Here is a 15,775-nt window from a genome sequence, read left to right as displayed (position 1 = left end):
TCGGCCATATCCGATTATTCGCGAAGTAGGGGCTTATCTGTATGACGGTCATAGCTATGTTCTACTACACGCTGTTCATCTTGCTGGTGAGCATTGTCGCGGCGGCGTTCTGCCTCTCCGGTTATCTCGTTTCCCATCGGCGCGTCCTCATTCTCGCCTGCGCCGGATTCCTTTCGTACTTTCTCGACGTGGCGCTGGTTTTTCAGGATGATTTTCTGCTGCGCGGCGGATCGGCGCCGCTCGATTCTATCTATTTCGTCGGCTCGCAGCTGCCTTCCGTCGTCACGGGCACGGGCTTGATCGCTTCGTTTTGGTTGTGTCTATGCGACTTCTTCGAAGTGAGGAACAAAGCGTTCATGGTCGCTCCCGCCGCGGTGTTCGCTGCCGGAAGCGTCGCGCTGTATTTTTTGGTCGACGGCGGTCCGTTGGGGCTGTTCCTGTTCTACGGCATGCGTTCGCTCGTGATGATCTGGATGCTGTTGTATGTGGCCGTGTGCTACATCGGCTCGACCGATGGCGTCTTGCGCGAGCGCCTGTGGCGCTACCGTCATTTCTATGCCGGATTGTGGGTTCTCGTGATATGCGTCGTGGCCGAGAATGCGGTATTCATGTTCGTCATCGATCCGCAGCTGGTGGCATCGGGGTCGGTTCCGTTTTTCCCTGAACGAAATTTCGCCGAGAATGCACTCATGATTTGGTGCGCTGCGTTCGTTTGCGTCGGATGCTGGCGTTTGTTCGCCCTGCATTTCAAAACGCCGCCTGCTGAAAACTGTGATAAGACGGTTGCTTTCATAGCCAACGGCTTGCCCTCGTATTGCGACCGTTATGGGCTTTCGGCGAGAGAAGAAGAGGTGCTCAGGGAGGTTTTGCTGGGCAAGGATAATCAGTGCATTGCCAGCGAGATGAGTCTCGCTCTTTCCACCGTCAAGGTGCATGTGCACAACATCTTGCACAAAACGGGTCAGGCAAACCGCCAAGACCTCATGCGCGACTTCCGCATGCATTCATAGCGCTATTTGCTTTTGGAAAAAAGAACCGCCCCGATTCCTTCTTCACGAAGGGGCCGGGGCGGTTCTCGTTCTTTCGCGTCGCTAATCGGCGATCGTCAGAGAGGGGTTTTCTCGCGTGATCACGGCTTTGCGTTCGATCGTCGCGTCAAGGCAGGATTCGACGAGGCTCGCTAGGTCGTCGAGGGCGGCTTTCAGGTCGTCGAGGCGTGCGGGATCGACGCATTCGATGACGAGGAGGGCGTTTTTGGAATCGTCGGAAAGGGCGCTGCGTTGTCCATCGCGCCAATTCCAACAGCGGCAAATGGCGCCGGCGTCGTCGAGGTAGCAAAGCTCGCCAGGAAGGGTCGGGTCCTCATCGTTTTCTCCGAGAGGAAGGAAAGGGTCGCCGCCTTCGGTGAGGCCAAGACGCACGTCTCCGGCAAGGGCGTCTATATCCTCGCCCCCAACGGGGAGGGCGTACTTGAGCGAGATGGCGTTGTAAATGTCGACCGACGGATTGATGGAGCGTACAGGGTTTCCTTTGAGGACGCGCTTAAGCAGGTTTTCGATGGAACAGCGCGCTCCTTTTTTCGTCTTGAACGAACGATAGGCGTCTCTCCATACCCTGACGACGTCGTTTTCGGAGATGACCTCGCTCGTTAGATGGGTTTCGGCCATGCCGTTCGCTGCAACGAGCAGCTGGGAGAGCATCGTTGCCGTTTCGGGCGAGACGTCGGCTGCGCTTTTCATGCCCCGTGCCACGACAACGCCGATGGCGGCGTCGGGGAAGAGGTTCCAAAAACTTTCTTCGGCGATGAATTTCTGCATAAAAACCTTTTCATATCGCAAGCATGCTTTTACCTATATTGTTTTGCATTCTAATGCGATAGAACAAGATTTGCCTACGGTTAGTTTTTCTTGCCTGACAGCTCTTCGATGTCGAGCTCCCAGACAGCGGTCGCGTCGAAATCGGTTTCGAGCGCAGTTCCGATGCCGTATTTGTATTCGGGCAGGTATTTCATGCATAGTCCTACGAGCACTTTGCGGGCGGCCACGGGGTCTTCGATGCGTCTGATGCGTCCGAATGCCATGACCGACGAAAAGCCTGCGGTAAACGACCCGTCTTGAAAACGCGCTGTAGCATCTTCGACGATCGTGGCGCATGCGCGTCGGCCCGTCGCGAAGGCGTCGAGCTTGCGGCCCGATTCATTCGTGGTATGGAAGCAGATAGCGCCTAGGCCCTCCCATTCCTTCCCACTGTCTTTCATGTAGATATAAGAAAGAGGAACGCCGTAGGGGAGGCCGTCCGCATCGATGCAGGCGAGGGTGCAGTATCCGCCTCGTGCCAAGATGTCGCATATGGCGGAATCGTCCATTCGTCGTGATGACCTGCGCATATCGTAGCGATGCATGGTTTTCTCCGTTTCGTGGAGGAACTGGGGGACCGCCGATTCGGTCAGGATGCCATGATACACCCGTTAACGGGTGCGAACGGCCCTGTCGGCGTTTTGTGCGTCGAGGGAGAACGGGGCGGATGGATTCTCGAGCCTGCGAAGCGGCGCGATTGCGGGGTATTTTGTCGAAAAAAGTTGTGCTGAAAACTCCATAGCCTGTTCGCTCTTCGTTTCGCGGACGGCTGGTATGATGGGTCGGAATCGATTCGAAAGTGCGCGACAAGAGGCGGCTCGCCGGCTGCATTCAACGGCGTGCCCGGCCCGCTTCGCTCGCGCATCTGCCGTATCACGGATAGCATGAGCATCAAGGAGCAAGCACGCTATGGCATTCGTTCATCTTCACAACCACACCGAGTATTCCATGCTCGACGGCGCCACCAAGATCAAGAACATGGTGCGCCGTGCCGCCGACCTGGGCATGCCCGCCGTGGCGATCACCGACCACGGCGTCATGTGCGGCGTGCCCGAGCTGTGCGACGCGTGCGACGCGGTCGAGAAGGAAACCGGCACGCGCGTCAAGCCGATCTATGGCTGCGAGATCTATTTCACCGAAGACCCCGAGGTCGGAACGAAGACTAAGTCGCGTCTGTATCACATGGTGCTTCTTGCCAAGAACAACGTGGGCTATCACAATCTGGTGCGCCTGGTGTCCGAGTCGCATGTGGACAACTTCTATTACAAGCCGCGCACCACCTTCGACATGCTGCAGCGCTATTCCGAGGGCCTCATCGCCTCGTCGGCCTGTATCGCCGGCATCATTCCGCGCTGCATCGACGCGCGTGATTTCGATGGCGCCCGCACGTGGGCCCGTAGGTTCGCGGAGCTTTTCGAGCCCGGCGACTTCTATATCGAGCTGCAGGACCAGGGCATCACCACCAACGGCGGCATGACGCAGCGCGACATGAACGTCGAGCTGACCAAGATCGCCAACGAGCTGGGTCTCAAGACCATCGCCACCAACGATTTTCATTACCTGACGCAGGAAGACGCCCGCGCGCAGGACATCATGCTGTGCATCGGCACCGGTTCTAACATGGACGACGAGAACCGCATGCGTTTCGCCAACGACCAGTTCTATATGAAGACCGAGGAAGAGATGCGCGCCGCGCTGCGCGACTTCCCCGAGGCGTGCGACAACACGGTGGAGCTGGCCGCGAAGTGCAACGTCGAGCTGGAGCGCGACTCGATCCTGCCGCGCTTCCCCTTGCCCGAGGGCGAGACGGAGGAAAGCTGGTTCCGTAAGCGCGTCCAGGAAGGCCTGGTCAAGCGCTATGGCGATCCCGTTCCCGACGAAGTGCAGGAGCGCGCCGACTACGAGATGGGCATCATCATCCAGCAGGGCTTCCCCGCATACTTCCTCATCGTGCAGGAATATATCGAATGGGCCCGTATGCAGGGCATCGGCGTAGGACCCGGCCGCGGTTCGGCCGCAGGCGCCATCGTGGCATACGCGATGGGCATCACCGACCTCGACCCGTTGTCCAACGGCCTGCTGTTCGAGCGATTCCTGTCGCCCGAGCGTGTGGAGATGCCCGATATCGACGTCGACTTCGAGGACGAGCGACGCCAAGAAGTCATCGAGCACATCAAAGACGTCTATGGCGAAGACCACGTTTCCGGCGTCATTACGTTCGGTAAGCTGCAGGCGAAAAACGCTATTCGCGACGCGGCGCGCGTTCTGGGACATCCCTACGGCGTTGGCGACCGTCTGTGCAAGATGGTCGGCGATGAGCTGGGCATTACGATTGACAAGGCGCTGGCTACCAACCCCGATTTCAAGAAAGCCTACGATACCGAGCCCGAATCGCGCGAGGTCATCGACGCGGCGCGCTCGATCGAGGGCAACGTGCGCGGCGAGGGCGTGCATGCATGCGCCACGATCATCTGCCGCGACCCGATGTCCGATCACGTGCCCATGAAGCGCGACACCAAGGGCGGCGGCATCATCACGCAATACGACGGCCATTACACGCCCGACCTGGGCCTGCTCAAGATGGACTTCCTCGGCCTGCGCACGCTGGGCGTGCTTTCGCGCGCGTGTCGCAACATCAAGGAACGTTTCGGCATCGAGATCGTTCCCGAGGAGATTCCCACCGAGGACGACAAGGCGTTCGAGCTCATGCAGTCGGGCAACATGGACGGATTGTTCCAGGTCGAAGGCGCGCTCTACGTGGGCCTGTTCGCACGCCTGCCACCCAAGCGTTTCTCCGACGTCGTGGCCTCGATCGCGCTGAACCGTCCGGGCCCGTTGGAGTCCGGCATGGTGGAAGACTACATCAAGGTGGCAAGCGGCAAGACGCCCGTGCACTACTACGACGACCGCCTTCGCCCGCTGCTCGAAGAAACCTACGGCACCATGGTCTACCAGGAGCAGATCATGCAGATCTCCATGGTGATGAGCGGTTTTTCGGCAGGCAAGGCGGACAAGCTTCGCAAGGCCATGGGCAAAAAGAAGCTCGACGTCATGATGAAGCTGAAGGACGACTGGTGCAACGGCGCCGTCGAAAACGGCTATTCGCTCGAAATCGCCGAGAAGATCTGGGAAGACGCTGAGAAGTTCGCGAAGTACGCGTTCAACAAGTCGCATTCGGCGGCATACGCCATCCTGGTTATGCGCACGGCATACCTGAAGGCGTACTATCCGCACGAATACATGGCGGCCGTCCTGTCCAGCTACATGGGCAACGCCGATAAATTGATCAAATACATCGCCAGCTGCACGCATAGCAACATTCCCGTCTTGCCGCCCGATATCAACTCGTCGAACCTCGAGTTCACGCCGCTCGACGAAGGCATCCGCTTCGGCCTGGCGGGCGTGCGCGGCGTCGGCGGCGCGGTGGCCGAGGCCATCATCGCCGAGCGCAATGCCAACGGCCCGTACACGAGCCTGCACGACTTCGTGAACCGCCTGGACACGAAGTGCTACAACCGCAAGACGCTCGAAGCGCTGATCAAGGCCGGCGCCTTCGACAGCACGGGCTACACGCGCAAGCAGCTCATGTACTTCATCGAAGAGACGCCCATCCTGGAAAGCGCCTCGAAGCGCCAGCGTGACCGCGATGCGGGCCAGGTGAGCATGTTCGACATGTTCGCCGGCGTCGAGGACAGCGGCTTCAAAGAAGACGTTCCGCCCGCCGACGGCGTGGAGTGGGATAAGCGCACGCTGCTCGCCTACGAGAAAGAGATCTTGAAGATCTACGTTTCGGACCATCCGCTGCGACCGTTCGAAGGCGCGCTGCGGCGCATAACCAAATACCACCTGGGCGATCTTGCCGAACACAAGGGCGACATCAACAGCGGCGTGTTCGCCGGCCTGATTACGAGCGTCGGCGTGAAGCTGACGAAGAAGGGCAAGAAGATGGCCAACTTCGTGCTCGAGGACACCACGGGCCATGTCGAAGGCGTGTGCTTCAAGTACGACGACTTCCAGGACGCGCTGCAGGAAGACGCCATCGTGAAGGTGAGGGGTAAGTTCGAGCATTCCGACCGCGGCGACCAGATCATGGCGTTCGAGGTGGAGCGCCTCGAGCTGGATGAGGCGCATGCAGGCCCGAGCCATCTCGAAATCAAGCTGAACGCGTCCGATTTCGACGCGGTCACGTCGGCGCAGCTGCAGAAGATCTTGAAGAGCCACCCGGGCCGCGATGCCGTGGTGCTCAGGATCCAGCAGGCCGACGGGCGCAAGTTCCATGCCGAGCTTCCGATGACGGTGGATGTGACGAACAACCTGCTGTTCTCGGAGATTTTGGACCTGTTCGGCCGTCCGGTATGGAAGGCCGGCTAGAAGCGAGGCTTCGCGCTGTATGCTGCGGGGCGGCCGCGTCGGGCGCGGCCGCCCCGTTTTCGTAATCCGACGCCGCCGGCTTGCGCGCGTCTTGTTATACGTGAGGATATGATGACGAAAGGACAGGCGCCTTCGACCGGCGCGACCAACGAAGGGCAGGAGCCCGTAGGATTTTGCCGCACGATGTCTTTGACGCTGGGCTACAACGGCGCCCCGTTCGCCGGGTTCGCGCGTCAGGCCGAAAGCCATGTGAAAACCGTCCAGGGCGAACTCGAGCAGGCGCTTTCGCTTCTGTACCGTCGCGAGGTCAAGACGGTCTGCGCGGGCCGCACCGATGCGGGCGTTCATGCGCTCGGCCAGGTGGTCAGCTTCGATCTGACCGACGAGGAGATGCGCGCCAAGACGCCGCGCTCGCTGCAGCGCTCGATGAACGCGCTGGTCGACGACGGCATTTCCATTTCTGCGGTGGAAGAGCGCCCCTTCGGCTTCAATGCCCGCTTCGACGCGCGTTGGCGCGAATACCACTACCATATTTGCACGCAGAGCGCCCGCCCCGTGCTGGTCATGCCGCTCGTGTGGCATCTCGGCGGCGTCGACCTCGACGTCGACGCCATGCAGCGCGCCGCCGCGCGCCTGGTGGGCGAGCACGATTTCAAGAGCTTCTGCATGGCTGCGTCGGCCCACATGATCGAAGCCGATGGCCGCTCCACCTGCCGCAACGTCATGGCGTGCGACGTCTATCCCGAAATGCTTGCAGGCACGCCTGTGATCACCGTGCGCGTGGTGGGCAATGCGTTTCTGCATTCCATGGTGCGCACGATGGTGGGCACGCTCGTCGAGGTGGGCCGCGGCAAGCGTGATGCGGCCTGGGTCGACGACGTGCTCGCCGCTCGCGATCGCTCGGCGGCGGGGCAGAACGCGCCTGCCGCGGGCCTGACGTTTTGGCGCGTCGGCTACGAAGAGCGCTGCGAGGGCGGCGTCGGCTAAACGACGTGCGGTCGCCTCGCGCGGCGAACGGCTCGTTCGGAGCCGTTTCGATGCTTGAACGTTTCCAATATGTTGCCATTCGTCGCTCGGAGCGAATTCTTCCGTCGGGAACTGGGGCACTACGCTACAATAAAGTGCCATATTCGCGAAACGGATCGTTTTGTTGATTAAAAGGTTCGCACATCCAGCTGCAAGAATGTGCGAGCCATTTTCATATCGGTCCGGTTTCGCTCGGTTCGCGGGCGTATGCCCGCCTGGATGGAAAGGACGGACCATGGCAGATTCGGCTACTCCCGCACGTGCATCTTGGTCGGGCAAGCTGGCGTTCGTGCTGGCAGCCGCCGCTTCCGCGGTCGGCCTGGGCAGCATGTGGCGCTTCCCGTATCTGGCGGCGAAATACGGCGGAGGCACGTTCTTGTTCGTGTACCTCGTGTTCGTATTCACCATCGGCCTGGCGCTGCTGCTGCTCGAGACGGCGCTCGGACGCAAGACGGGGCAGAGCTCGATCGGCGCTTTCAAGGCGTTCGGCAAGAAGTACATGTTCATCGGCGTGCTTATGTCGGCGGTTCCGTTCATTATCGTGCCGTATTACTGCGTCATCGGCGGCTGGGTCACCAAGTACCTGGTCGGCTATGCGGTCGAGGGGCCTGCGGCGCTTGCTGACGGCGGCGGGTTCTTCACGAACTTCATCTCCAGCGGTTCCGAGAGCATGGCGTTCATGCTGGTGTTCATGGCTCTGACCTATCTGGTCGTCGCCCTGGGCGTCAACAAGGGCATCGAAAAGGCGAATCTCGTCATGATGCCGCTGTTGATCGTCATGGCCGCAGGCGTCGCGATCTACGCGCTCACGCTGCCCGGCGCCATGGACGGCCTGGCCTTCTACCTGCTGCCCGACCTGAGCGCCATTTCGCCTGAGCTGATCATCGCAGCGCTCGGCCAGACGTTCTTCACGCTGTCGCTCGCCATGGGCATCATGGTGACCTACGGCTCCTATCTGAAGAAGTCCACCAAGCTCACCTCCAGCGTCACGCAAATCGCGGGCACCACGTTCGGCGTCTCGCTGCTCGCGGGCCTCATGATCATCCCCGCCACCTTCGCCGCTCTCGGTTCCGGCGAGGCCGTGGCCGAGAACTCCGGTCCGTCCCTGATGTTCATCATCCTGCCTCAGGTGTTCCAGAACATGGGCGGCATGGCTTCCGCGCTGGGCTTCGTGTTCTTCATCCTGGTCCTGTTCGCGGCGCTGACGAGTTCCATCTCGCTTGTCGAGACTTGCACTTCGATCATCTCCGACGGCACGAAGTGCTCTCGTCGCCGCGCGCTGGTCATCGTGATCGCCTTCACCACGGTCATGGGCATCATCGTCAACATGGGCTACAGCTCGCTGTCGTTCATCCAGCCCCTGGGCGAGGGCTCCTCGATCCTCGACTTCCTCGACTTCGTGTCCAACTCCGTCCTGATGCCGATCGCCGCACTGCTGACCTGCATCTTCGTCGGTTGGATCATCGGCCCGAAGGTCGTCATCGACGAGGTCCGCGAATCCGCCAAGTTCAAGCTGGCGGGCGTGTGGACCGTGATGGTCAAATACGTCGCTCCCGTCGTGCTGGTGGTCATCCTGGTCGCTTACGTGGCGCAGACGCTGGGGTTGTTCTCCATGTAGCGCTCGCGGGGTCGCATCCGAAGTCGCTCGCTCTCCTATCGCTCGCTTCGCTCGCTATGCGTCGAGCTCCGCTTGACGGCCTATGAACGGGGAAGTGTGAGGAAGCGAGCGATTCGGATCGCGACCCCGCTCGCTCGGGCGTTTGGATGGTTTTGGAAAGGCGAAGCCGGAGAAACGCGAGCGCCCGAACCACGACCCCGCTCGTTTTTGTTTTGGGACCCGCGCTTTTGGCGCGGGTTCTTTTTTGGTTTGCTTGGTCGGGTTCGGGTCTTTTCATGCGTGCTTGCATGGTTTGGTATGATGGACGGTACGTTTATTCGTCGCTTTCACGGCTTCAAGGAGATACGCCATGTCGCTTTCTATCGGTATCGTGGGCCTGCCCAACGTCGGCAAGTCCTCGTTGTTCACCGCGCTTACGAAGAAGAGCGGTTTCGCTGCCAACTATCCGTTCGCCACGATCGAGCCTAACGTGGGCCTGGTTCCCGTTCCCGACGAGCGTCTCGAGGCGCTTGCCACGCTGGACCATCCGACGAAGATCGTTCCTGCTACGGTCGAGTTCGTCGACATCGCAGGCCTGGTGGCGGGCGCCAGCCAGGGCGAAGGTCTCGGCAACAAGTTCTTGGCCAACATCCGCGAGACCGATGCCATCTGCGAGGTCGTGCGCTTCTTCAGCGATCCCAACGTCGAACACGTGTCGAAAAAGGTCGACCCTCAGTCCGACGTGGAAACCATCAAGACCGAGCTGGTCTTGGCCGACATCGCCACGCTCGAAAAGGCTCTGCCGCGCCTTGAGAAGGAATCCAAGCGCGATAAGACCGCCGTGTTCAAGTTCGAGACGGCCAAGAAGGTGCTCGAGGGCCTCAACGAGGGCCATCGCGCGTTGACGCTGGGCCTGAACGACGACGAGATGGCCGCCATCAAAGACCTGTGCCTGCTTACCTGCAAGCCCATGCTCTACATCGCCAACGTCGACGAAGACCAGCTGGGTGCCGAGCTTCCTGAAATCGACGGCCAGATTCCCGTGCCCATCTGCGCGAAGACCGAGGCCGACCTGTCCGAGCTCGACCCCGAAGACGCCAAGATGTTCATGGAAGAGCTCGGTCTGTCCGAAAGCGGTCTTGCTCGCCTGATCCGCGAGGCCTACAAGCTGCTGGGCCTGCAGAGCTACTTCACCAGCGGCGAAATCGAGACCCGCGCCTGGACCATTCCTGTGGGCGCAAAGGCTCCGCAGGCCGCGGGCGTTATTCATTCCGATTTCGAGCGCGGCTTCATCAAGGCCGAAACCGCCAGCTTCGAAGACTACATCGCCCTGGGCGGCGAGAAGGGCTGCCGCGAAGCCGGCAAGCTGCGCCAGGAAGGCAAGGAATACGTGGTGCAGGACGGCGACGTCATGCACTTCAAGTTCAACGTGTAAACCGATCCCGTTTCAGACCGGCATGTATCGAAAGGCGTTCTCGCGATGAGAGCGCCTTTCGTGCGTCAGGAGGGTGTTCGCGATTCGTCGCGCCGCGTGCTCGGGCGGACGCGGCATCTGTGCGCCTGCGGCATGTGGCGCGTCGCCGCATTTCTGCTGCGAGCAAGCTTTCGGCCGGGTTCGCGCGGTAAGATGGATGCAGCACCATACGGCGTGCGCGATGCGTTCGCGCCGCCGTTCAGTAGTTCGATGCGAGCGCCGGCCGGGCGCTCGGGTGAAAAGGGGGAGCCATGTCGGATATCCGCACCGATCACGATTTCGCGCCGCTGGGCTTCGGCTTCATGCGTCTGCCTGAAATCGAACGCGACGGCCGGACGGTTTTCGACCACGATGCTGTCTGCGCGATGGTCGACGAGTTCATGAACGCGGGCTTCACGTATTTCGACACGGCCTACGGCTATCATAACGGCAGGTCGGAATGCGAATTGAAAGCAGCTTTGGTCGACCGTTATCCGCGCGAGGCCTATACGATCGCCACGAAGCTTCCGGCATGGATGGCCGACGACGCCGCCCGTGCGCGCGCCATGTTCGACGAATCGCTCGCGAAGCTCGGCATCGAATACTTCGATTATTACTTGCTGCATAACCTGGGCGGCCCGCTGACCGAGCCGTTCGACGACTACGGCCTGTGGGATTACGTGGCCGAGAAGCGCGAGCAGGGCCTCATCCGCCATCTCGGCTTCTCCATCCACGACAAGGCCGACGCGCTCGAGGAAGTGCTGGCCAAGCATGCCGATATCAAGCTCGACTTCGTGCAGCTGCAGATCAACTACGCCGACTGGGAAAGCACGATCATCGAGTCGCGCAAGTGCTACGAGGTGGCGCGCGCCCACGGCCTGCCCGTCGTGATCATGGAGCCCGTCAAGGGCGGATCGCTCGTGAACCTGCCTCCTGCGGCCGCCGATATCCTGCGCGAGGCCGACCCGAGCGCTTCGCCCGCGTCCTGGGCGCTGCGCTTCTGCGCGTCGCTTCCCGGCGTTGCGGCGGTGCTTTCGGGCATGTCCACCATCGAGCAGGTGCGCGACAACGTGAAGACGTTTTCCGAGGCGCGCCCGCTCGACGATGCGGAACGCGCCGTGCTCGACCGCGTGCGCACGGTGCTCGACGGCATCGAAACCGTGCCGTGCACCGATTGCCGCTACTGCATGAAGGGCTGCCCCGAGGGCGTGCATATCCCCACGATCATGGATTCGCTCAACATCATGTCCGTGTTCGGCGACATGCACCGCGCCAAGGAGAACTACATCTGGAACGCGACGGGCGGCGAGGCGAGCAAGTGCATCCAGTGCGGCGCCTGTGAAGAAGTGTGTCCGCAGAAGATCGGCATCATCGATCAGCTCGAGCGCGCAGCCGGGCTGTTCGAGGAGTAAGGCGTTTATGAGCGTTACCGACAATTCGACCGCGCGTCCCGTATTCACGGGACTCGGGGCGCGCGATGTGCCCTTGAACGCGCCTCGTCCTACGATGGACGACGCCCGCGCGGCGTTGGCGCGCTATTTCGGATACGAAGATTTCCGCGAAGGCCAGCGTTTCATCGTGGACGCGGTGCTCGCGGGCCGCGACGCGTTGGGCGTCATGCCCACAGGCGCGGGAAAATCGATGTGCTATCAGATTCCCGGCATCGTGTTGCCAGGACTCGCCCTGGTGGTCTCTCCGCTCGTTTCGCTGATGTCCGACCAAGTGCATGCGCTGATCGATGCGGGCGTGAGGGGCGCGTTCATCAATTCCACGCTGACGCCCAACCAGCAGCGCATCGCCATGAACCGCGCGATCGAGGGAACCTATAAGATCATGTACGTCGCGCCCGAGCGCTTGGCCGATCCCGCCTTCCGCGAGTTCATCGCCCAGGTGCACGTGCCGCTAATCGCGATCGACGAGGCGCACTGCGTTTCGCAGTGGGGCCAGGATTTCCGTCCGTCGTATCTCGAGATCCGCGATTTCATCGAATCGTTCGACGTGCGGCCGACCGTGGTGGCCCTGACCGCCACGGCCACCGAGCGCGTGCGCGGCGACATCTGCGCCATGCTCGGCCTGCGCGACCCGGCGACCATCGTCACGGGCTTCGACCGCCCCAACCTGACGTTTTCGGTGGAGCGCCTCGACGCGAAGATGAAGCGCCGCCGCGTGGCCGCATACATCGCCGAGCATCCGCGCGAAAGCGGCATCATCTACTGCAATAAGCGCAAAGAGGTGGATGACCTGGCCGATTGGCTGGCGTCCCAAGGAGTTGCCACGGCGCGCTACCATGCGGGCATGACCACGATCGAGCGCCAAGAAAGCCAGCAGCGCTTCATCGACGACGACGCCTTGGTCATGGTGGCCACCAACGCCTTCGGCATGGGCATCGACAAGTCGAACGTGCGCTACGTGATCCATCACAACATGCCGAAAAGCATCGAGGCGTACTACCAGGAGGCGGGCCGCGCGGGCCGTGACGGCGAGCCTTCGGAATGCCTGCTGCTGTGGAACGACGGCGACACGTCCACCTGCCGTTATTTCATCGACAGGGTGGGCATGAACGACGGCGTGGACGAAGACGAAATCGAACGCGTGCAGGCCGTTCAGCGCCGCATGCTCGATTGGATGCTGGGCTACTGCCGCACCACCGGGTGCCTGCGCGCCTACATTCTGAAGTATTTCGGCGAAGAGTTCGCGGGCAGGGGAGCGGCGGACGGCCGCGGGCCCGAGGGCGGCTGCGGCAATTGCTCGAACTGCCTGGGCGATTTCGAGACGGTCGATGTGACCGACGTGGCGAAGGCCTGCGTGCGCTGCGTGTTGGAGCTGCACGGCTCGTTCGGCAAGTCCATGATCGCCGACATCGTGCGCGGCTCGAAGGCGAAGCGCCTGCTGGAAGGCGGGCTTGACCGCCTGTCCTGCTACGGCACGGTGAACGATTCCGCCGGCCTGGTCAAAGACGTCATCGAGCTTCTTGCCTCGCAAGACCTGCTGAGCATTTCCGACGGAACCTATCCGGTGGTCGAGGCGGGCCCGCGGGTCATGGAGGCCGAAGCGGAGGGCTTCTCGTTCTCGATGAAAAAGGTCAAGCACGCGCGTCCCGCCGTCGCGCCCGAGCATGCCGCCGCGGCGTTCGGCGCATCGGGCTCGGGCGATGCCGACCTGTTCGAACGCCTGCGCGCCCTGCGCAAACGCCTGGCCGACGAGCAGGGCATTCCTCCGTACGTGGTGTTCTCGGACAAGACGTTGCACGACATGTGCGCCCGCATGCCGCGCAACGCCGACGAATTCCTCATGGTACACGGCGTGGGCGAGCGCAAGCTCGAGCGCTACGGCTCGGCGTTCATGGACGAAATCGCCGCGTTTTCCGTCGAGCGCTAGGCCTGCGGCGCGCGCCGCAGACCATGCGTCCGTGCGCGCGGACCTGCCGATCCGTCCTTGCACAGTCAAGAGAGTCCTGTAAAGACCCCTGATGACATGCCTTTTATACTGGCCGCATCGAGTTCGTCTCGGTGCGGCCTTTCGTTTTCTCCGACGCGTCCGGCCGTCCGTGACGGGAGGGGAAATCGCGCGCGAGCGCGGCAATCGAAAAAGAGGGGAGCGGTTCGCATGGGAATCCTGTATCAAGCGGCCGACATGTCGTATTGGGCCATTTGGCTGTTCGTTCTGTTCGCCCTGATGGCGTTCAACGAGTTCGGCCGCACGAGCAAATGGGGCGGCATCGCGCTGTTCGCCGTGCTGCCGGTGGTGCTGACGATCTTCGTGTGGCCCACCACCGCGGCGCCCGGCAATGAATACGGCACGGGAACGTGGTTCAACTGGGTGAAGACCTATTCGGCCCTGGCGGGATGCCTCGGCTTCATGGCGCTGCGTTTCGTGCACTGGAAGGGCGCCGACGGCAAGACGCATTATCTGTACGAGAAGAAGTGGGCGCTGTGTTTCCCGCCGCTGATCTTGGCCATCAACATCGCCGAAGCCGTCATTCGCGACTTCCAGGTGTTCAGCTTCGGCTTGTGGCAGGGCGGCACGGTGGAAAACCTGTGGACCATGTCCGGTCCCTGGAACATCATGAACGGTATCGCCGGCATCCTCAACATCGTGACCATCTGCGGCTGGGTCGGCATCGTGATTTCGAAGGACAAGACCCGCGACATGATCTGGCCCGACATGATCTGGGCATGGATCTTGGCATACGACTTCTGGAACTTCGCCTACACCTATAACTGCATTTCCGACCACTCCGCCTACTGCGGCCTGGCCCTGCTTCTGTCCTGCACCATCCCGACGTTTTTCATCAAGCGCGGCGCATGGCTGCAGCATCGCGCCCAGACGCTCGCGCTGTGGATCATGTTCATCATGACCGTTCCGCAGTTCGCCGACGTGTTGGCGCCCATTCCCACCACGCATAACCCCGCGGCCTTCTTCGCGGTGAGCTTCGTGGCCCTTGCCAGCAATGTCGCCCTGGCGGTCTATCAGTTCAACAAGATCCGCAAGAACAAGCTCAACCCCGTCAAGGACGAGCTGTATGCCGACACCAAGGTGTACAAGAGCGTTCTCGAGGAGAACATCTAAGCCGTCGCGCTTCAAGGCGCACGCCGCTCGGGCGAATGGCTCCGACGGTCTTCGGTTCGAACGATATAATGAAGGCGTCCGCGTTCGTGCGGACGCCTTTTTTGCATGCAAGCGGCGCAGAGGGGAAACGCGCCGCGTTTCCGGGGGAGGGTGAGCGCATGCGATTCGAATCGACGTCTTCGTCGTCCGCGGCGCACGAGGCGTATAAGAAGGGCCGCCGCATCGAGGGGCGTGCGAGCGATATCATGCAGGCCGCGCGCGACCTGTTCGAAACCAAGGGCGTGGCCGGCACCACCGTCAAAGACATCGCGGCGGAGGCGGGTATCACGCGCGAGCTGTTCTATTACTATTTCTCGAGCAAAAACGACGTGGTGGCCGCCGTGCTCGACGATTACGTGGCCGATATCGTGGAAAGCGTCGCGGTGTGGAACGAAACGCGTCGGTTCGGCGCGATGTCGGAGGCCCTGCGCGACTGCATGGCCACGCTGCGCCGCACTCTCTACGACGCCAACGGCCCGCGGCCGATGATCGCGGTGCTCGAAGAGTTGGGCGTACGCGACTCCTTCGACGTGCGCGCGGTGCGCGAGACGGCCGAATTCCTCTGCAAGAACGTGGCCGAAGAATACGGCCGCTACCATGACGTGAGGATCGACCTGTTGTTCGAAATGTTTTGCGTGATGCTGTTCGGCCTGGTCGGGCTTTTGAAGATCGATCCGCAGATCAGCGACGAGAAGCTGATGCGGGTGGTCGAGCAGACCCTGAGGCTCGATATGGAGCCGCCGATCGAGCGGCCCTCGCTGAAATAAATTCCGAATACCCCCGACGTTCCCGTGCCCTTGTGTCGTTCGCGCCCGTGCGCCCGCCGCCCTTTGCTATCATAGGCGAGTTAAGCGAAACCAACGA

Annotated in this window: 11 protein-coding genes; 9 read left to right on the top strand and 2 right to left on the bottom strand. The window is 61.5% G+C overall.

The window, feature by feature from the left end; translation table 11 throughout:
* The first annotated feature begins 41 nt into the window (after nt 1–41).
* Entirely contained in the window at nt 42–1,010 is a 969-nt protein-coding gene (locus DMP07_RS03870; protein ID WP_123197826.1) for a response regulator transcription factor, read from the top strand.
* Nucleotides 1,011–1,091: 81 nt separating this feature from the next.
* Here DMP07_RS03870 and DMP07_RS03865 read toward each other — a convergent pair whose 3' ends face one another.
* Both DMP07_RS03865 and DMP07_RS03860 read right to left on the bottom strand, forming a co-directional pair.
* Nucleotides 1,092–1,817 carry a B3/B4 domain-containing protein gene (locus DMP07_RS03865; RefSeq protein ID WP_123197825.1) on the bottom strand — a complete coding sequence of 242 codons (726 nt, stop codon included), beginning with the start codon at nt 1,815–1,817 and terminating at the stop codon, nt 1,092–1,094.
* 80 nt (nt 1,818–1,897) lie between these two features.
* A complete protein-coding gene (locus tag DMP07_RS03860; RefSeq protein WP_123198042.1) occupies nt 1,898–2,401 on the bottom strand; it encodes a pyridoxamine 5'-phosphate oxidase family protein in 504 nt (167 codons plus the stop codon).
* A gap of 364 nt (nt 2,402–2,765) precedes the next feature.
* Here DMP07_RS03860 and dnaE point away from each other — a divergent pair, with 364 nt between their 5' ends.
* From dnaE to DMP07_RS03820, 8 genes are all read left to right on the top strand, one after another.
* Nucleotides 2,766–6,227 carry a DNA polymerase III subunit alpha gene (gene dnaE, locus DMP07_RS03855; RefSeq protein WP_123197824.1) on the top strand — a complete coding sequence of 1,154 codons (3,462 nt, stop codon included), beginning with the start codon at nt 2,766–2,768 and terminating at the stop codon, nt 6,225–6,227.
* A gap of 108 nt (nt 6,228–6,335) precedes the next feature.
* Nucleotides 6,336–7,214, top strand: a complete 879-nt coding sequence (gene truA / locus DMP07_RS03850; protein ID WP_244594844.1) for a tRNA pseudouridine(38-40) synthase TruA — start codon at nt 6,336–6,338, stop codon at nt 7,212–7,214.
* A gap of 274 nt (nt 7,215–7,488) precedes the next feature.
* Nucleotides 7,489–8,871: a sodium-dependent transporter gene (locus tag DMP07_RS03845; protein ID WP_123197822.1), complete on the top strand. Its 1,383-nt coding sequence runs from the start codon at nt 7,489–7,491 to the stop codon at nt 8,869–8,871.
* A gap of 349 nt (nt 8,872–9,220) precedes the next feature.
* Entirely contained in the window at nt 9,221–10,285 is a 1,065-nt protein-coding gene (gene ychF, locus DMP07_RS03840; protein ID WP_123197821.1) for a redox-regulated ATPase YchF, read from the top strand.
* Between the two features lie 290 nt (nt 10,286–10,575).
* The gene (locus tag DMP07_RS03835) at nt 10,576–11,715 is read left to right on the top strand and encodes an aldo/keto reductase (RefSeq protein ID WP_123197820.1); all 1,140 of its coding nucleotides are present in this window, start codon (nt 10,576–10,578) and stop codon (nt 11,713–11,715) included.
* Between the two features lie 7 nt (nt 11,716–11,722).
* Nucleotides 11,723–13,681 carry a DNA helicase RecQ gene (recQ, locus tag DMP07_RS03830; RefSeq protein WP_244594843.1) on the top strand — a complete coding sequence of 653 codons (1,959 nt, stop codon included), beginning with the start codon at nt 11,723–11,725 and terminating at the stop codon, nt 13,679–13,681.
* 228 nt (nt 13,682–13,909) lie between these two features.
* Complete coding sequence (locus DMP07_RS03825) at nt 13,910–14,872, top strand: DUF5692 family protein (RefSeq protein ID WP_123197819.1); 963 nt, start codon at nt 13,910–13,912, stop codon at nt 14,870–14,872.
* A 158-nt stretch (nt 14,873–15,030) separates the two neighbouring features.
* Nucleotides 15,031–15,678, top strand: a complete 648-nt coding sequence (locus DMP07_RS03820) for a TetR/AcrR family transcriptional regulator (protein WP_123198040.1) — start codon at nt 15,031–15,033, stop codon at nt 15,676–15,678.
* Nucleotides 15,679–15,775: the final 97 nt, after the last annotated feature.

It is taken from the genome of Slackia faecicanis, assembly GCF_003725295.1.
In the GTDB taxonomy this organism is placed as follows: Bacteria; Actinomycetota; Coriobacteriia; order Coriobacteriales; family Eggerthellaceae; genus Slackia; species Slackia faecicanis.
This window is presented reverse-complemented; position numbering and strand designations above follow the sequence as displayed.